This window comes from Salidesulfovibrio brasiliensis JCM 12178, from assembly GCF_001311825.1.
GTDB classification, from domain to species: domain Bacteria; phylum Desulfobacterota; class Desulfovibrionia; order Desulfovibrionales; family Desulfovibrionaceae; genus Pseudodesulfovibrio; species Pseudodesulfovibrio brasiliensis.
Genome location: NZ_BBCB01000022.1, coordinates 23198 through 40548, shown reverse-complemented (window position 1 = coordinate 40548; position 17351 = coordinate 23198). Strand labels below are relative to the sequence as shown.

Annotated in this window: 19 protein-coding genes and 1 pseudogene; all 20 read left to right on the top strand. The window is 60.3% G+C overall.

Features of this window, described 5'->3' with window-relative positions; genetic code table 11:
• On the top strand, positions 1-416 hold a 416-nt coding region (locus tag JCM12178_RS07825; RefSeq protein WP_157054822.1), incomplete at its 5' end, for a queuosine precursor transporter.
• Positions 417-660: 244 nt separating this feature from the next.
• Complete coding sequence (locus JCM12178_RS07820; protein ID WP_054650272.1) at positions 661-1248, top strand: TetR/AcrR family transcriptional regulator; 588 nt, start codon at positions 661-663, stop codon at positions 1246-1248.
• A 484-nt stretch (positions 1249-1732) separates the two neighbouring features.
• Positions 1733-2032, top strand: a complete 300-nt coding sequence (locus JCM12178_RS07815; protein WP_054650270.1) for a phage regulatory CII family protein — start codon at positions 1733-1735, stop codon at positions 2030-2032.
• Between the two features lie 163 nt (positions 2033-2195).
• Positions 2196-2516, top strand: coding sequence for a hypothetical protein (locus JCM12178_RS07810; RefSeq protein WP_054650268.1), 321 nt, complete (start codon positions 2196-2198; stop codon positions 2514-2516).
• Complete coding sequence (locus JCM12178_RS07805) at positions 2513-3286, top strand: hypothetical protein (protein WP_157054821.1); 774 nt, start codon at positions 2513-2515, stop codon at positions 3284-3286. The genes JCM12178_RS07810 and JCM12178_RS07805 overlap by 4 nt, the downstream gene beginning before the upstream one ends.
• Positions 3229-4278 carry a response regulator gene (locus JCM12178_RS07800; RefSeq protein WP_054650264.1) on the top strand — a complete coding sequence of 350 codons (1050 nt, stop codon included), beginning with the start codon at positions 3229-3231 and terminating at the stop codon, positions 4276-4278. The genes JCM12178_RS07805 and JCM12178_RS07800 overlap by 58 nt, the downstream gene beginning before the upstream one ends.
• A gap of 70 nt (positions 4279-4348) precedes the next feature.
• Positions 4349-4660 carry an Hpt domain-containing protein gene (locus JCM12178_RS07795; RefSeq protein ID WP_054650262.1) on the top strand — a complete coding sequence of 104 codons (312 nt, stop codon included), beginning with the start codon at positions 4349-4351 and terminating at the stop codon, positions 4658-4660.
• A 12-nt stretch (positions 4661-4672) separates the two neighbouring features.
• Entirely contained in the window at positions 4673-5656 is a 984-nt protein-coding gene (locus JCM12178_RS19555) for a response regulator (protein WP_054650260.1), read from the top strand.
• On the top strand, positions 5584-7128 hold the full coding sequence (locus tag JCM12178_RS07785) for an ATP-binding protein (RefSeq protein ID WP_245628670.1): 1545 nt from the start codon (positions 5584-5586) through the stop codon (positions 7126-7128). Before JCM12178_RS19555 ends, JCM12178_RS07785 begins: the two co-directional genes overlap by 73 nt.
• Entirely contained in the window at positions 7125-7571 is a 447-nt protein-coding gene (locus JCM12178_RS07780) for a response regulator (protein WP_054650256.1), read from the top strand. Before JCM12178_RS07785 ends, JCM12178_RS07780 begins: the two co-directional genes overlap by 4 nt.
• Positions 7547-8341 carry an HDOD domain-containing protein gene (locus JCM12178_RS07775; protein WP_054650254.1) on the top strand — a complete coding sequence of 265 codons (795 nt, stop codon included), beginning with the start codon at positions 7547-7549 and terminating at the stop codon, positions 8339-8341. Before JCM12178_RS07780 ends, JCM12178_RS07775 begins: the two co-directional genes overlap by 25 nt.
• An 11-nt stretch (positions 8342-8352) precedes the next feature.
• On the top strand, positions 8353-9462 hold the full coding sequence (locus tag JCM12178_RS07770; protein WP_083465806.1) for an HD domain-containing phosphohydrolase: 1110 nt from the start codon (positions 8353-8355) through the stop codon (positions 9460-9462).
• A 60-nt stretch (positions 9463-9522) separates the two neighbouring features.
• Entirely contained in the window at positions 9523-11829 is a 2307-nt protein-coding gene (locus tag JCM12178_RS07765; RefSeq protein WP_054650250.1) for a sensor histidine kinase, read from the top strand.
• Between the two features lie 26 nt (positions 11830-11855).
• Positions 11856-12353 (top strand): alpha/beta fold hydrolase, encoded by a 498-nt coding sequence (locus JCM12178_RS07760; protein ID WP_054650248.1) that lies wholly within the window; start codon positions 11856-11858, stop codon positions 12351-12353.
• Positions 12354-12415: 62 nt separating this feature from the next.
• The gene (locus JCM12178_RS07755) at positions 12416-13627 is read left to right on the top strand and encodes a rhodanese-like domain-containing protein (RefSeq protein WP_054650246.1); all 1212 of its coding nucleotides are present in this window, start codon (positions 12416-12418) and stop codon (positions 13625-13627) included.
• A pseudogene (locus tag JCM12178_RS20475) lies at positions 13624-13887 on the top strand (ABC transporter substrate-binding protein); the annotation flags it as partial. The gene JCM12178_RS07755 and the pseudogene JCM12178_RS20475, both read left to right, overlap by 4 nt.
• 77 nt (positions 13888-13964) lie before the next feature.
• Positions 13965-14573 carry an ABC transporter substrate-binding protein gene (locus JCM12178_RS19550; protein WP_083465805.1) on the top strand — a complete coding sequence of 203 codons (609 nt, stop codon included), beginning with the start codon at positions 13965-13967 and terminating at the stop codon, positions 14571-14573.
• The gene (locus JCM12178_RS07740; protein ID WP_054650241.1) at positions 14570-16504 is read left to right on the top strand and encodes a SpoIIE family protein phosphatase; all 1935 of its coding nucleotides are present in this window, start codon (positions 14570-14572) and stop codon (positions 16502-16504) included. Before JCM12178_RS19550 ends, JCM12178_RS07740 begins: the two co-directional genes overlap by 4 nt.
• Positions 16505-16516: 12 nt before the next feature.
• Entirely contained in the window at positions 16517-16846 is a 330-nt protein-coding gene (locus JCM12178_RS07735; RefSeq protein WP_054650239.1) for an STAS domain-containing protein, read from the top strand.
• A 3-nt stretch (positions 16847-16849) separates the two neighbouring features.
• Complete coding sequence (locus JCM12178_RS07730; protein ID WP_054650237.1) at positions 16850-17314, top strand: ATP-binding protein; 465 nt, start codon at positions 16850-16852, stop codon at positions 17312-17314.
• The last annotated feature ends 37 nt before the right edge of the window (positions 17315-17351 follow it).

Genomic DNA, 17351 nt, shown 5'->3' with positions numbered 1-17351 from the left:
CGCTCATCGCGGCCACCGGGCTGGCGTGGCTGGCCGTACACTGGCCGGGCGCGGTCTTCTGGCAGAATCAGGAAGCCTTCGGCTCGGTGATCGGCAGCACGCCGCGCATCGTGGCGGCATCGCTCTGCGCGTACTTCGTGAGCCAGCACAGCGACGTACGGCTCTTTCACTTCATCCGCAGGCTGACGAACGGGCGCCATCTCTGGCTGCGAAACAATCTCTCGACCATGGTGTCGCAGCTCGCGGACTCGACAATATTCGTGACCATCGCCTTCTGGGGCGTGCTCCCGGTGGGCGAGATCATCATCGGCCAGTGGCTGGCCAAGATGCTCATCGCGGCCGTGGATACGCCGGTTGTCTACCTCGTGACCGGCCTGCTCGGAAGAGGGTCGACCCCGGCCGCTTCCAAGGCCTGATGCCTGAATAAACCGGGGCGTTTTCAAGAAAAACGCCCCGGGAAGACAGTGACGGGAGCGTGCCTATTGACAGACATTTCAGCTTGATACACATTTCACAACCAGTGGGAACCCACGGCCTCACTAGGTTTTTGTAAAATTTTCATTTTGGCTATTGACATTGATTGATCGATCAATATATCACGAAGACAGATTGATTGACGAATCAATCAAGTTGTCCGGACTCAAGACAAAGGCTCGTACGATGACAAAGAAGGAAGCCATACTGATAGCGGCCCAAGAGGCCTTCGGCCAACTGGGGTATACTGCGACGACAATGAAGGACGTCTCCACACGTGCCAACGTGTCGTTCGGTTTGGTTTCCCACTACTTCGGGAACAAGCAGGACCTGTTTCTCGCGGCGGGCTCGGCCATGGTCGACAGCTTGATCGAGCACCTGCGGCAGGCAACCGGCAAGGCGAAGAACGGACTGGACGCGATCAACAACTACATGACCGCGTATTTCGACTTCACCAACGCACACAGGAACACGTTCCCGGTCCTGTTGCGCTGCTCCCCCTTCTCCCACATCGAGCCGGGAGTGGATGCGAGCAGGGTTGCCGAGAAGTTTCAGGTCATCATCGACACCATACGGGAATGCGTGTCGATGGGCATTAGCGACGGTAGCATCAGGGAGCTCCCTGTCGAAGAGACTTCCCTGATCATCTACGGCAATATTGTCGGTGCCGTAAGGACCAAGCTCCTCACCCCTTACGGCACCGACAACATTTTCGCCGAAAGCACGAAGCATACGCTTCGCAGCCTCCGGCCCGTGCCCGCCGATTGCGGATAGGGCGTTTGAAAATTTCGGACACTACGTCAACCGAATTGCCTGGGGATCCGAGAGGATCAGTATGCGATTCCCGCAGTATCGCATGAACACCCAAGCGACATAGCCATAATCGGACACACCTCCGAACGGAAACAGAACCGGACCGCAACCCTATTCTGTCCCCCAAAAACAGTCCGATTTGGCATTTACCGGGTATCCTCCCGGTTCACGCGGGACGGCCCATCCAGCCGTCCCGCTTTTTTTTTGCACATGGACGCGACAGCGCGACACTTTGCAACGCTATGCGACACAATGCGCAACACATGCAACACTGTGTCACCTGACTGTTACGTTTTGCCTAATATCTAGACTTTCTATAATACGCCACAATCGCTTATAATAACGTCTTCTTCCGTCAACACAGGTCGTTTTGGCACGCAGGTTGCTCATATTTGCGCATCCGCAACGCGGAATTTGTGCAAACGCAACCCGTTCAGGAGGGGCCATGTTCAACAAGAACGTTACCAAGGTGGTTCAGGACTGCATTCTCGACAGCGGCATTCAGGCCAAGGATATTGCCGAAAGGATCGGCAAGCCCTATTCGACCCTGATGCGGGAGATCAACCCCTTCGACACCAGTGCGAAGCTGGGTGCCGAGACACTGCTCGACATCATGCGCGTCACCAAGGACCTGCGCCCCCTGCAGTTCATGGCCGACGAAATGGGCTTCTCCCTGACCGTCGCGCAACATGAAGAAGGATACGCTCGCCCTGCAGACACGTACGAGCGCGCTGAAGCCAACTAGCATTCGGCTGGTAGCGACTTTTTTCTTGGCGAACGCCTTTAAAGGCGTTCGCCATCACTTTTTCCCACACTCCTCCCGATGGAGCCCTCCTGCCGACGCCGTAATATAAAGAGCACTGGACCCCGAGCCGGGAAATCCGTTACTATCCGGCGGGGGTACATATTTGAAAAAAACAACCGCCACCATGCGAAAGCCGTTCGCCATCCTTCTGATCGTCCTCGCGCTGCTCTTCGGCGCGGCGGTAATCGTGACCGCGACGGTTGTTTCCGACACACTTGAGAATCAGCGGGAAGGGCTGCTTGAACAGGCACGACGCACCGGGCTCAGCCTCGAGCAGCAGCAGATCCGGTTTGCCGACGAAATGCAAAGCCTCGTCAAGCTTGGCCTGTTCGACGGTTTCCTGGACAGGGAAACGCCCGACGCGAGGCCACCGACAAGATCAAGCGGTTCTACCTGCGCCACCAGCACGCCATCCGCAGGATGATGGTTCAGGGGTCAAACGGACGATGGGCGAGCATTCTGAGAACCGACGAAGGCCACTACCTCATCTCCCGCGACAGCAATCCCGGCCCCCTCGTCTCGGATGCGGCATCCCCACACGTCATGCGGGACGGCGGCGAGGCGCAGTTCCTTGTCCCCTCCTTCGATGACTACGGCTACATCAACTACCGGGTCATCGTCACCGTGGACCTCGCAGCCCTCTTCGAAACACAGATCCGCCGCGTCCACGTCGGCCCCGACCGTTGGGTCTGGGTGCTGGACGCCGAGGGCAGGACCATCTTCGGCTCCACCGGGGCAATCGGCGCCCAAGACGTGCGCTTCCCGGACTCCGAAGAGGCGGACACCATAGCCAGAGCCATCCGCAACGGTTACAAGGGCTACATCGAACACACCCTCGACACCAAACACCGCCCGGACGTCATTTCCGCCTACTATCCAGTAACGCTTTCCGGACAACACTTCGGCGTGGTGTACTCGGCACGCGAGCGAGCCCTTTACGGGAACATCATCGACGCCGCCACCGCACTGGGCATCATCTTCTGTCTGGCCCTTGTCATATCGCTTTTCACTTTCCACGCGCTCCTCAGCCAGCGAGAGCAGGCCGCACGCGAAGCCCGCGAGGCCAACGACGCCAAGAGCAGCTTTCTGGCAAACGTCAGCCACGAAATCCGCACGCCCATGAACGCATTTCCGGCATGGCGCAACTGCTGGCCCGGTCCCCGGACCTCTCCGACGAGCAGCGGGAAAACGTGAACATGATCCTTGCCGCGGCCGACAACCTTGTGGAAATAATCAACGACATTCTCGACATATCGCGCATTGAGGCCGGGCGCATGGAAATGAACACCGCGACCATGGACCTCAGGGCCATGGCTCGTGAGCTGGTCGCCATGCACGCAGTCAGCGCGGAAAAAAAGGGAATAACCGTCAAGCTCAACCTCGAGGACGCGCCCCAGTGGGTAATCGCCGACCCGGTACGCCTGCGACAGGTGCTGGTCAACCTGCTCGGCAACGCCGTGAAATTCACGGAAAAGGGGGCCGTAACGCTCACCGTTGCCGACCGCGGACACGGGTGGTCCATCGGTACGCGACATGTTGAGTTCATTGTTGAAGACACTGGCCCCGGCATTGAGGAAGAGGACAGGGAGCGCATCTTTTTCCCCTTTACACAAGGTCGCCCGGACGCCCACTCCCCGACCGGCTCCGGGCTTGGGCTGGCAATCGCCAACCGCCTGCTCGCGCTCATGGGCAGCAAGATCGAAATGCAAAGCACTCCGGGCCGTGGCAGCCGTTTCCACTTCACCCTGGACCTGCACGTCACCGAACCGAAAAACGACGGAGAGAAGACCATGACGGCCACCACCCCGCCCAAAAGGGACCTCCGCATCCTCATTGCAGAAGACATGCACATGAACCGTCTGCTGCTGCAGAAAAGCCTTGCGGCCATGGGCATCACCGCAGTGGACTGTGCGGCGAACGGCAAGGAAGCACTGGAAAAGGTTGCGGAAAAAGAGTACGATTATATATTAATGGACATACGAATGCCCGTCATGGACGGCCTGACCGCAACGCGCGAGATGCGCGAGGCCGGGGTTACCACGCCAATCATCGCCCTTACCGCCCAAGCCATGGAGGAAGACAAGGAACAGTGCGCTGCCGCAGGGATGAACGCCTACCTCGCCAAGCCCTATCGTCTGAACGATCTCAAACGGTTGCTGGACGAAGATCACACCGAATTCAATTAAAGAATATCATATCGGCTCATCGCTTGAGCATGTAGTCTTTCACGCAAACCATGCACCACCCGGAGCAAAGATGCTTAGAGACAAGACGCAGCATTACTACGAAAGGGAATTTCAGCTCGGCCCGGAAGACGTGGAGGAGCTGGTGGCCGCGGCCGAGGCGACGCTCGACGACAGCCTGACCGACCTGACAGCCGCATTCACGGAAGGCGCTGACCCCGCCCGGATCAAGGACGCCGCGCACGCGCTCAAGGGCAACCTCATGAACATGGGGCTGCCCGACCATGCCGGACAGGCTCTGCGCATCGAGCAAACCATCGACTCCGAACCGGACAAGGCCCGGGCAGTGTACGAGGCGCTGCTGTCGGAACTCATGACATTCTAGGGAGATGCAGCGATGAACCAGCGCCCGAACGTCCTGCTTGTGGACGACCAAAAGCTCACGCACGCGGTCATTGAAAAGGCCCTGCGCGAAATGGATCTCAACCTCATCAGCGCCTTTTCCGGCGACGAGGCGCTGCGGGTCGTCCGCAGCCGCGAAGTCTCCCTCGTGCTCATGGACCTCATGATGCCGGGCATGAACGGCATCGAGGCGGCTACCCGCATCCGCGAGGAGCTCGCCCCGACACTCGTCCCCGTGATCTTCATCACCGCCGCGTCGCAGGACGAGGAAGCAGTGCGCCAAGCCTACGAAATGGGCGCGGTGGACTTTCTCTACAAGCCCATATCCCCTACCATCCTCAAGGCCAAGGTCGGCGTTTTCGCGGAGTTGCACCGCCAGCGCATGGCGCTGGAGCAGCGCAAGGAAGAATACCGCGACATCATTGAAGCGGTGGCAACCGGCATCATCACGCTGGACATGGACTGGCGGGTGGTGGAAGCAAACGACTCGGCCTGCGTGCAATTCCTGCAGGACCGCGACTCCCTGCTCGGCAAAGGGCTTTCCTCGATCCTCGGCAGGGACGGAGAGGACCTGAGCGCCGAGATCGCCAGCCACCTTGACAGCAGCGTGGGCTTCTCCGTGCAAAGCATCGGGCACCGCAGCGATGGCACCACCTTCCGGGCGGCGTCCGGGGCACCACCATCATGCTGCAGGGGGCACCCTGCGTCCTCATGTGTGTCACCGATGTCACGGCCTACTGGAACATCACCATCGCCGAGGAGGAGCAGCGCGGCACCCTCGATCCGGACGACAGCCGCAGACTCGACAACCTGCGCGAAGCCCTCTGCGGACACCAGCCGTTTGCACCTGCGGAAGACACCGGCTGCCCTGAGGCGGCGCCCTTCTCGGCTGTCACCGAAAGCCTTCTGGAAGATTTTCCCTGTCCGGTATACGTCAAGGACGCCCACGGCGTTTTCCTTGGCTGCAACAGCGCCCTGACCGATCTTTTCGGCATCACGCAAGAGGATATCATCGGCAAGACCGTCCACGCCCTGATGCCCGAGCAGACCGCACACTCCTTCGAAGCCAGCGATCAGGCCCTTCTTACCGGGAGGCGACGGACCCAGTCTTTTGCCAAGGGCATGCCGACCAGTTCCGGCAAAATGGTTCACCTCGCCTTCCACAAGGCGGTCTTCGGCCCCCGGTCCGACATGCCGAAGGGCATCGTGGGCATTATCGTGGACCAGACCGAGTCCGAGACCCGCCGCCGCTCGCTGCAGGAGGACCTCAACCTCGTGCGCGAAATGCTTGTGGGTCTTGAGGCGGCCTATGTCGTGGTGGACATGGAGAACGACGTCATCGTGGACCTCAACCCGGTGGCGGAAGCTCTTCTGGAAGAGAGCGCGAACACGCTGGTGGGCGCGACCCTTACCGAGATGGTCTGTCCGAGAATGGCGTGCTCGGAGTGCCGCCGCTGTCGGGAGGAACCCATCCGTGAATGGCATGAGACCGAAGTTCGCCTGACCCGAAAGGACGGGCTGGTCATCCCGGTGCGCAAGAACGCCTTCATCACCATGCGGCACGGCCGCCAGTGCATGGTCATGGTCCTCAACGACATCTCAAGGCGCAAGGTTCTCGAGCAGCAGCTCTCCATCGCCCAACGGCTCGAATCCCTCGGGCAGCTTGCCTCGGGCGTGGCTCACGAGATCAACACGCCCATCCAGTACGTTGGAGACAACATCCGCTTTCTCAAGGGGGCGGCCAACGATCTCTTCGCAATGGTCGATGCCGTGGCCGAGAGCCTCGACAAGCTCCCCGAGCCGCTGCACAAGGTCCGGGAGACCATTGAGGACCGCGACTACCCCTTCCTGACGCAGGAGATTCCCCAAGCCATCGAGCAGTCGCTGGAAGGGGTCGACCGGGTGGCGGAGATCGTCCGCAGCATGAAACAGTTCTCGCACCCCGGCAACGAGGAGATGATCCCCTACGACATCAACTCCGCCGTGAAAAACACCGTCATCGTTGCAAGAAACGAGTGGAAGTATTCGGCCGAGGTCCACACGGACCTCGCCCCGGACCTTCCGCAGGTGGTCTGTGACCCATCCGACATGAACCTGATAATCCTGAACCTGCTGATCAACGCGGCACACGCGGTCACGGACGTCTTCGGTTCGGAGAACCCGGAAAAGGGCACCATCACCATCAGCACGAAGAAGCTGAACGGGTTTGTCGAACTGGCCGTGTCGGACAACGGTTCCGGCATCGCCGCCGAGAATCTGGAGAAAGTCTTCAACCCGTTCTTCACCACCAAGGAAGTGGGCCGCGGGACCGGTCAGGGACTGGCCCTCGTGCACAGCGCCGTGGTGGACCGCCATTCAGGCAGCATCGACATCGAGACCGAAGTCGGCAAGGGAACGACCTTCCGCATAACCCTGCCCGTATCGCAGGCTGGCGGGGAGGTGAGCGCATGAAGCGGGTTCTTTTCGTCGACGATGAAAAAAACGTTCTGAACGGCCTGCGCCGCATGCTCAGGAGTATTCGGGACGAATGGGAGATGGACTTTGCCCCCGGCGGGGCCGAAGCTCTCGAACTGGTCGGGAAAAAGGAATACGATCTGGTTGTCAGCGACATGCGGATGCCCGGCATGGACGGCGCGGAACTTCTGACCAAGGTTCAGGAGCTCAGTCCGGAAACGGTGCGCATCGTTCTTTCCGGCCACTCAGAACAGAACATGGTCATGAAGTCGGTCAAACCCGCTCACCAGTTTCTGAGCAAGCCCTGTTCCTCGGAGCAGCTTCTCCAGACCCTCAAGGAGGCCTACAGGCTGCGCAGGCTGCTCAACAACCCGCGCATCAAGCTGCGGTATCAAGTGTCGAGACGCTCCCAAGCATGCCTGACCTCTATAACCGGATAGTCAACGAAATAGACGCGCCCGGCTCATCCCTTGAGGCCGTGGGCGACATCATCGCCGAAGACGTGGGCATGACCGCCATGATCCTCAAGATGATAAACTCGTCCTTTTTCGGCTTTTTCCGCAAGATCAATACGCCCGCACAGGCGGTCAGCCTGCTTGGCGTCGAAGTGGTCAAGGGGCTGGTGCTCAGCGGCCACCTGTTTTCATCCTATTCGCCCGAAAACGCCGCCCCGAGCTTCGACATGGAGGGCTTCATGCGCCACAGCCTCATGGTCTCCAAGCTATGCGAAGCCATTGCCGAAGCAGAAGGCGCATCCCAGCAGGCAAAGGACCAGTGCTCCATTGCCGGGATGCTGCACGACATGGGCAAACTGATCATGAGCACGCAGGTCCCCAAACAGTATGAGGAGATTCTGCGCGCGGCCAAGGCTGGCGGAATACAGGTACACGACGTTGAGGAGCGGCTGCTGGACGCGACGCACGGCGAAGTGGGCGCCTATCTGCTCGGCCTTTGGGGAGTGGATCGGTGCGTCATCGAGGCCATCGCCTTTCACAACCACCCGGAAGCGTACAAGCAGGACGGCTTTCCCATGCTCGCCGCAGTTCACGCAGCAGACTGTTTCGAGTACAAGCTCCTGAACATACAAAACGCTGCGGAACGACCACTTGATCTCTCTTTTCTCAAGGCCTGCGGCTATGCCGACAGGATTGGCGACTGGGAAGCGGTCTGCAAGGACGTAATCAACGAGGTAAAGAAGCATGAGCAGTAACTCCATCCTGTTTGTCGACGACGAACCGAACATTCTGGCCAGCTTTCGCCGGAGCTCGGCAGGCGCTTCAACCTCAACCTCGCCAACGGCCCGCGCGAGGCGCTCTCCATGATAACCAAGGAAGGCCCTTTTGCGTGGTGGTAAGCGACCTCAAGATGCCGGAGATCGACGGCATCAACCTCTTGTCCATGGTCAAGAAACACTCGCCGGACACCGTGCGCATCATCCTGACCGGCCACGCCGATCTGGATTCCGCCATCTCGGCCGTGAACGAAGGGAGCGTCTTCCGCTTCCTGACCAAACCATGCGACACCGAAACGCTCATCAAGACTGTCGATGCAGGGCTCAAGCAGTACCGACTCGTCACGGCCGAAAAGGAACTGCTGCGCGGCACCCTGCGCGGCAGCGTCAAACTGCTCACCGACATCCTCGCGCTCATCAACCCCGAAGCCTTCGGCCGGGCCGAGCGCATCAAGCATCTGGTCATCAAGACCGCCAAGCAGGCCGGACTGGAAAACCCGTGGCGTTTCGAGCTTGCCTCCATGCTCTCCATGGTCGGCTACGTCTCGGTAGACCCGGACATACTGACAAAGAAATTCACCAACCAGCCCCTCTCGCCGGAAGAGGAGCAAATGCTGGCCATGCACTCCGCCATCGCCAGCGGACTGCTTTCCAACATCCCGCGCATGAACGATATCATCGCCATCGTCTCGGCGCAGGACGACCGGCTGGACGAAAACCCGGAGCAACCTCCCGGTGCCCGGCTGTTGCGGCTGGCAAACGATTACGACGCACTGGAACGAAGCGGCCTCGGCAAGGAAGACAGCATCGAGAAGCTTCGTAAGGACGAGGGCTGCTACGACCCTCACCTGCTCGACGCACTGGAACATGTCATCTTTATTGAAGAAGGGTTCCTTCCCAGAAGTCTGCCCTTCAATGACCTCAGGCCGGGCATGTTCCTTGCCATGGACGTGACCACCCCGGACGGCGTACTGCTTATGGCAAAAGGACAGGAATTCAACGAGGTCAGCCTGTTACGGCTCAGAAACTTCGCACGCAACAACAGCATCAAGGAACCCATTCACGTTCGCATCCCGCTGGACAGGGATGAAAAGGAATAGTCGGACGCTCAATCCTTCCGGTACGCCTTTGCCACCGGATCGCCACGGCAGCACCACACCATGACGAACCTACTGCGAAAACTCATCGACGCCCTGCCGCCCAACCGCAAGAAGCGCCCTGAAGCCGGGGAGCTGAGCAAGCGCTTCTACAAGGTGCAGACGCTCAGCGTCAGCGTCATCCTTCTGCTCTTTTCCCTGACCTACGTCGCGGTCAACGTCATCCGGCTGCAGGAACAGCTCGAGGCACGCATCGAAGGTCTGAGCAGGCTTGCCAAGACCAGCCTGACCACCTCGGTCTGGCAGGTGGACTACGACTCGATCCGCGACTTCGTGGACGCGCTTTTCCTCGATGACAGCGTGGTCTATGTCAGCGTCATCACCGATGAGCGAAACATCATCGAGCGAACCAGCCCGCAGCACAAGGGCATGAGCTTCCACGACTTCACCAGAGACTCCGGGTTTCTGACCCGCAGTGTGGAGATCAGCAAGTTTTCCGAATGGATCGGCACCTTCCGCATCGCGGTGACGCTGGAAAGCATACGGCACGAGATCATCGTCAACTCGCTCATATCCCTTGTGCTGGCGCTCTTCATTCTGGCGGCAATCCTGTTCACCAGCTTCCTCTTCACCAGACGCAACATCTTCCTGCGCCTGACCTCGCTGGCGACCACGGCGCGCGCCATTGCGGACGGGAACACCAACACCCCCATCAAGTCCAGCGGCACGGACGAAATCGACGAACTGGCTCAGGCGCTGGAGGACATGCGCCTCTCGCTCATCTCGCTCATCGAGAGCCTGCGGGAAGCCAACGTGAAGCTGCGCAACCAGTCCGCCACGCTTGAGGCGGAGGTCAAAGAGCGCACACTTGAGCTGGAAAACAAGAACGAGTCCCTCAACAACGCCCTGCTCGACGCCAGTGAGGCCCGCCTTCAGGCCGAGACGGCCAACAAGGCCAAAAGCGAATTCCTCGCCGGGATGAGCCACGAGATACGAACGCCCATGAACGCCATCATCGGCATGGCCGAAGGGCTCTCCGACACCGGGCTCGACGACACCCAGCAGCAGTACATCCAGATCCTGCGCAACGCGGGCGAGTCGCTTCTGACAATCATCGACGACATCCTCGACCTCTCGCGGGTGGAGTCTGGACGCATGGAGCTGGAACGCATCGACTTCTCGCTCAGAAGCATCTTTGAGCAGGCCGTGGCGCAGGCCAACAACAAGGCCCTGAAAAAAGGCATCGGCATCAGTTCCCACATCTCACCCAAACTGCCTCCGGTCATCAGCGGCGACCCGGTCCGTCTGGGGCAGGTGCTCACCAACCTGCTGGACAACGCCATCAAGTTCACCCACAAGGGCTCCGTGGAAATCGCGGCCGAACCCGTGGACCGCAACGCCAGCACCATGCTCGTGTCCATCAGCGACACCGGCATAGGCATCCCCGCGCAGAAGCTCGAAACCATCTTCGAATCTTTCACGCAGGCGGACGGCTCCACTACCCGCCAGTACGGCGGCACGGGCCTCGGCCTCTCCATCTGCCGCAAGATCGTTGAACTCATGGGCGGGAAAATCTGGGCGGAAAGCAGCCAGGACAAAGGCACCACCTTCTTCTTCACCATACCGCTGGAGGCCAGCACGGTAGAACTCGAAGCGGTCGGCCCTGTGGACATAGAAATGGACATGCCAGCCTGCCGAATCCTGCTGGTGGAAGACTCCGAGTACAACACCTTCGTTGTGGAGACCTATCTCAAGGACACCCCCTGCACGCTGACCAAGACCGTCAACGGGCAAGAGGGCCTCGACGCATACATGGAGAAGGAATTCGACATGGTCATCATGGACGTGCAGATGCCGGTCATGGACGGCTTCACGGCCATGCGCCGGATCAGGGCCTTCGAGCGGGAAAACGATCGAGAGAGAACGCCGATTCTCGCCATGACCGCGCACGCGCTGGCCAAGGAAGCCCGCCGCTGCATCGACAGCGGGGCCGACATGCATCTGGCCAAACCCGTCCTCAAGACCCAGCTCCTCGACGCGATCCGAAGCATGTGCGTTCGCCGGGAAGAGGACACGGCCACAGCGCCGCCCAAGGCGGAAATCCCGCCGGAGATCGCGGCCATAGCCCCGCAATTCATCGCGAGCATGCGCCGCCAGCTGGCCGAATGCAAACCGGACGCTCTCGAGGGCAGGATGGACTGTCTGCGAAACTATCTTCACAAGCTGCGCGGCGAGGCGACCGCCTTCGGCTTTTCCGGCCTCGACACCTCCACGGCCGAGCTGCACGAGGCTGCCCGCAAAGACGACTTTGACGCCGTGAAGCGTCTGCTCCCCGAACTGGAAAAAGCACTGGATGAGCTCGCCGAGTAACCCGTACAACCGACGAGGAGACTGACATGAAACGACTCGTGATCTGGTCACACGGAAAGGACGCAACCCCTTGGGGCACCAAGAGCCGGATGCTTGCCGAAACCGCCAAGGCCCGGGGATACGAATTCGAAGTGCTCGACTACACCGACACGGTGGACCCGGACGAACGAGCGGAGCGGCTGAAAACCCTGCTCGCCGACCGCAGGCCCTCGGTGCTGGCAGGGTCCAGCATGGGCGGGTACGCGAGCCTCGTCGCCTCCATGGGCGCGGACGTGGCCGGACTCTTTCTGGTGGCACCGGCGCTCTATCTGCCCGGATACGGGACCCACATGTTCGACCGCCTGCCCGCCGCCGTTCAGGTGGTCCACGGCTGGAAGGACGACGTCGTGCCCATTGACAACTCCATCCGTTTCGCGCGGCTGCACGGCGCGTCCCTGATGGCCATTGAAGGAGACCATCGCCTTGCCGGAAAGGCCGGGACGGTGGCATCGGTCTTCGACATGTTCCTCGCCAGCCTGAGCTGATTGTGGACAAGAGCTATTGAGACGTGTAGTGATTGCACTAAGTTGAGAGGGGTGTTTTCGCCATGCGTTTCTTCGCGCCACTTATGCGGACAAAGGCCGTTTTCGCGGCCATGCTGCTCTTCATTCTCGCTGCGCCGGGCATTGTCACGGCGCAGGACGACTTTCCCCTGCGCCCCTTTTTCCCGCACGTTCCCTTCATCGAAACAGAGGATCTCGCGAGGCAATACCGAGAGGCCATCATCGTGGACGTGCGCACACGGTTCGAAAACGAGGTGGCGAGCATCAACAAGGCCGTGCTGCTGCCGTGGGGAGACGACTTCCTTTCCCGCCTCGGCAGACTGCGCGCCCCGGACGGCACGGCTCCGCTGGTCATCTACTGCAACGACCCCACCTGCATCCGGGCCTATCAGGCCGCACAGGCGGCCATCAACGAAGGATACGGCAACGTCTTTGTCTACGATGCCGGCGTCTTCGCGTGGATGCGGGCCCATCCCGATCGGGCCACGCTGACGGGGACCACTCCCGCCCATCCGGACATGGCCCTCGGCGCGGAGGTCTACGCAGAGCACAGGCTGCCCTATTCACGGTTTGCGTCCCTCACGTACGAGCCGACCACGCTGACCATCGACGTGCGCGACATCTACCACCGCGAGCTGGTGCCGGTCATGCACGGTCTGCGCAACATCCCGGTGGAGGCGTTCCTTCAGGCCGTCACCAACCGCGTGTGGACCGAATACACCCTGCTGATTCTCGATAACGACGAAAGCCAGACCCGATGGCTGCAATACTTTCTGGAAGCGAACGGCTATCTGGATTACTACTTCCTCGCCGAGGGCGTGAACGGTCTGCCCAAGCTGCGGGGCGTGCTTCGCCCCCCGCGCGACAGGCTGGCCGAGGTCACCATCCGGCAGGACCGGCTGGGAGGGCTGACCACCACCCCGGACATCGACGCGAATGACAGGGAACTCTTCCTCTACCTCGCATCCCGTGTTCGTTTCGAGAACGTGGCCCTCGTGTCCACGGAATTCAGCGGGGAAGAACTCCGCAGGGAAGCGGCCATGCTGCTTCGTTCCGCAAAGCGCCTCCAGCAGGCGGGCTATCTGCTCTTCAGCACCGTTTCCGACACGCTCATAGCGCAGCTCGACCCCCAGCTTGTCTGGAAGGGCGAGATGGAAGGCGCCATCTGGGAAAAGCGGTGTCGCGAATTTTCCGAGACCGGGCTGGCGAGGCGTCAGGCTGCCGCCAAGTCGCCTGACGGGGAGGTGCGACAGTGAAACGCCTGCTTCTCGTCCTGACATTCCTGCTTGCCGCCGCGACCGCTCACGCACAGACCGCGACCGTGGTGCTGCAGTGGCTCCCGCAGGCCCAGTTCGCCGGGTTCTACGTGGCCAAGGAGAAAGGCTTCTATGCCGAACGCGACGTGGACCTGACCCTCATCTCAGGCGGCCCGGACGTCATCACCTCGGAGCTGCTTGAGTCCCGAAGGGCCACCTTTGCGACCATGTTCCTGTCCACGGGCATCCAGCGCCGGGCAGCGGGCATTCCCATCGTCAACATCGCCCAGTTGGCCCAGCACTCGGGCATGATGCTGCTGGCAAAAAATCTTCCGGGATCAACGGCATCTTCGATCTTTACAACCGCAAGGTCGGCCTGTGGGCCAACGAGTTCCAACTCCAGCCACGCGCCCTGTTCCGGCGCAGCCACATCGACGTCAAGGTCGTGCCCACCGGCTCGTCGCTGGACCTCTTCCTCCTCGGCGGCGTGGACGCCACATCAGCCATGACCTACAACGAATACCATCGGCTCTACACCTACGGCATCGACTTCAAGGACCTGACCGTCTTCCACTTTGCTGACATAGGCCTCGATTTTCCCGAGGACGGGCTGTACGCCCTTGAGGAAACCGCACGGCGACAGCCCGAGCTATGCCGCAAGGTGGTCGAGGCCACCATGGAGGGCTGGGCATACGCTTTTAAACACAAGGATGAAGCGCTCCAATACGTCCAAAAAGAAATGGAGAGCGCACACATCCCCTTCGCCCTGTCGCACCAACGCTGGATGCTCGATGAAATCGAAAAACTCTTCGAGTTCCGGGACGGCTCGTTGAGCATCGAACTGCGCGAGGCCGACTACGACTTCACTGTCCGTGCCCTGCGCGAAAACGGGTTCATCCGCACCAGCCCGGCCTACGCCGACTTCCGCAAGGAGGTGCTGCAATGAAACGCGGCATAGCCTTCAAGATTTCCGCGCTGGCCCTTGCGAGCACCTTCATCATTTTCGCCGCTGTGCTGGTCTACAATTACGACGTTTCCCGAAAGATCATCGGCGAAGCCGCGGAAACCAACGCCCGCAACGTGGGCAAACGTGCCGCCAACCGGGTGGCCTCGGTGGTGTTGCCCATCCAGAAGGCCGTGGACAACCTCGCGCTGGCTCTTGAAGACGCCTCGCTGACCACGGACGAAATCGTGACCCTTTCGCGCAGGATGGTCGAGAGCAACAAGGACATCTACGGCGTGGCCATCGCGTTCGAACCCTACCGCCACGATCAGGAGGAACTCTTCTTCTCGCCGTACCATTACCGGGGCAAGGACGGGATCGAGTTTACCATGCTGGGCGGCACCAGCTACCGCTATTTCTACATGGACTGGTACCAGTTGCCCAAGGTGCTGGGCCGGGCCGTCTGGACCGAGCCATATTTCGATGAAGGCGGCGGCGACGCGCTCATGGCGACCTACTCCGTGCCCTTCTACCGCAGCGAAAACGGCAAACGCGTGCTGGCTGGTGTCTGCACCGCGGACATCACGCTCGACTGGCTGCGCGATGTGATGGACGAAATCCGGCTTTCCAAATCGGCCTACTCGGTGATCCTTTCCAGAAACGGCACCTACATCCACCACCCCATCTCCGAGCTGGTCCTGAACCAGACCATTTTCTCCCTCGCCGAAGACCGCGAGGAACCGGCCATCAGGGAAATCGGACAAGACATGATCGCCGGAAAAACCGGCTTCATGTTCAGAAAGTCGATACGGGGCAATGTGGATAGCTTCCTTTACTACACAGCACTGCCGGTTGGCGGCTGGTCGCTTGCGATCCTGTTCCCCAAGGACGAGGTGCTGGCAGGCGTGAACACCCTGCTTCGCGACATCATCGTCATCGGCGCGCTGGGTTTCCTGCTGCTGACCGGGGCCATGCTCTGGATTGCCAGAAGCATCTCGCGCCCGGTGCGCCAGCTATCGGACTCGGCCATGGAGATCGCCGGAGGCAACCTCGACGCGGAAATCCCGACCATTGAAACCGAAGACGAAGTGGGCGATCTGGCGGACTCTTTCAACCACATGCGCACCTCGCTCAAAACGTATATCAAAGACCTCACCGAAACCACGGCCAGCAAGGAGCGCATCGAATCCGAGCTTCGCATTGCGCGCGAGATACAGATGGGCATTCTGCCCAAGCTGTTCCCGGCCTTCCCGGACCGGCCGGAGTTCGACATTTACGCATCCATCGAACCGGCCAAGGAAGTGGGCGGGGACCTGTACGACTTCTTCTTCGTGGATGACGACCATTTCTGCTTCCTCATCGGCGACGTTTCGGGCAAGGGCGTTCCCGCGGCCTTCTTCATGGCCGTGACCAAGACCCTGCTGAAGGTCATCTGCGAACGCGGGCTCGACCCCGGCGCCGCGCTGGAAAAGGTCAACAACGATCTGGCCGAGGAAAACGAGTCCTGCATGTTCGTCACGCTCTTCCTCTGCGTGATGAACATCCATACCGGCGAGGTCAGATACGGCAGCGCCGGGCACAACCCGCCCATCCTCATCCGCAGCGGCGAGGCCGAATGGATTCCGCCGCTCAAGGAACCGGTGGCTGGCCCCATTGAAGGCATGAGTTACTCCACGAAAACGCTGCAGCTCTCGCCGGGCGACACCATTTTCCTCTACACGGACGGTGTCACCGAGGCCATGGACAACGAGCGCACGCTCTACGGGGAAGACAGGCTCATGGAGCACATGAAACGGTACGCCCGAAAGAACGCCGCGGAGATAGTGACGTCGGTGGACGCCTCCATCAAGGAGTTCACGGGCGGGGCCGAGCAATCCGACGACATCACCATGCTGGCCATGCGCTTCAACGGCGACGGGCCTCAGGAACCATAAGGAGACAACCAAATGGATTTCAAGAACGAGAAACAGGGAGCGTTCATGGTCGTTGTACCGGCCGGGCGCATGGACGCCGTTACCGCTCCCGAATTCGAGCAGGAATGCGAACGCCTCATCCAGTCGGGAGAACTGAAAATGGTGGCTGACATGAGCGCGCTCGAATACATCAGCTCCGCCGGACTCAGGAGCATTCTGGCGACCGCCAAGAAGCTCAAGGGGCAGCAGGGCGAAATCCGCTTCTGCGGCCTTGAGGGCATGGTGGAAGAGGTCTTCTCCATCTCGGGATTCTCCTCCATGTTCCCGGTCTTCGACACGCGGGACGACGCGATCAAGGACTGATGCGTGGACCAAACATCCACATTCCGCGTCAGCGCTTCCCGAGACAATCTCAGCAAGATTCAACACTTCGTGCTCGAACGGGCCGAGGCCCTCGGAGTGCCTGACTCCCTGCGTTCAAAGCTTGAGCTTGTGGTCGAGGAAGTCTTCATCAACATAGCATCCTATGCCTACTCCGAAGGCGGCGGCACCGTGGAGGCGGACTGCGCCCTTGACGGCAGGCGCTTCCGGCTGCGGTTCGTGGATCACGGCATCCCCTTTGACCCGACCGGGCAAGGGCCGCCGGACACGCATGAAGACGTGGACCACCGCACCATTGGCGGCCTCGGCGTCTTTCTGATCCAGAAGATGGCCGACGAAATACGCTATGAACGGCAGGAAGACGTAAATGTCCTCACCATGCATTTCACTCTGCCGCAGGAAGCCTCGGCCGCACAGGAATATGATGACGAAGAAAAGAAACTGGTTTAATCAAAAGACAAGGGAAAACACCTGACAGCCGAGGAGG

Excerpts from the sequence above, each read along its gene's own strand:
- JCM12178_RS07820 (WP_054650272.1), top strand. The coding sequence starts at position 661 with ATGACAAAGAAGGAAGCCATACTGATAGCGGCCCAAGAGGCCTTCGGC.
- JCM12178_RS07815 (WP_054650270.1), top strand. The coding sequence starts at position 1,733 with ATGTTCAACAAGAACGTTACCAAGGTGGTTCAGGACTGCATTCTCGAC.
- JCM12178_RS07805 (WP_157054821.1), top strand. The coding sequence starts at position 2,513 with ATGATGGTTCAGGGGTCAAACGGACGATGGGCGAGCATTCTGAGAACC.
- JCM12178_RS07800 (WP_054650264.1), top strand. The coding sequence starts at position 3,229 with ATGGCGCAACTGCTGGCCCGGTCCCCGGACCTCTCCGACGAGCAGCGG.
- JCM12178_RS07795 (WP_054650262.1), top strand. The coding sequence starts at position 4,349 with ATGCTTAGAGACAAGACGCAGCATTACTACGAAAGGGAATTTCAGCTC.
- JCM12178_RS19555 (WP_054650260.1), top strand. The coding sequence starts at position 4,673 with ATGAACCAGCGCCCGAACGTCCTGCTTGTGGACGACCAAAAGCTCACG.
- JCM12178_RS07780 (WP_054650256.1), top strand. The coding sequence starts at position 7,125 with ATGAAGCGGGTTCTTTTCGTCGACGATGAAAAAAACGTTCTGAACGGC.
- JCM12178_RS07775 (WP_054650254.1), top strand. The coding sequence starts at position 7,547 with ATGCCTGACCTCTATAACCGGATAGTCAACGAAATAGACGCGCCCGGC.
- JCM12178_RS07765 (WP_054650250.1), top strand. The coding sequence starts at position 9,523 with ATGACGAACCTACTGCGAAAACTCATCGACGCCCTGCCGCCCAACCGC.
- JCM12178_RS07760 (WP_054650248.1), top strand. The coding sequence starts at position 11,856 with ATGAAACGACTCGTGATCTGGTCACACGGAAAGGACGCAACCCCTTGG.
- JCM12178_RS07755 (WP_054650246.1), top strand. The coding sequence starts at position 12,416 with ATGCGTTTCTTCGCGCCACTTATGCGGACAAAGGCCGTTTTCGCGGCC.
- JCM12178_RS07740 (WP_054650241.1), top strand. The coding sequence starts at position 14,570 with ATGAAACGCGGCATAGCCTTCAAGATTTCCGCGCTGGCCCTTGCGAGC.
- JCM12178_RS07735 (WP_054650239.1), top strand. The coding sequence starts at position 16,517 with ATGGATTTCAAGAACGAGAAACAGGGAGCGTTCATGGTCGTTGTACCG.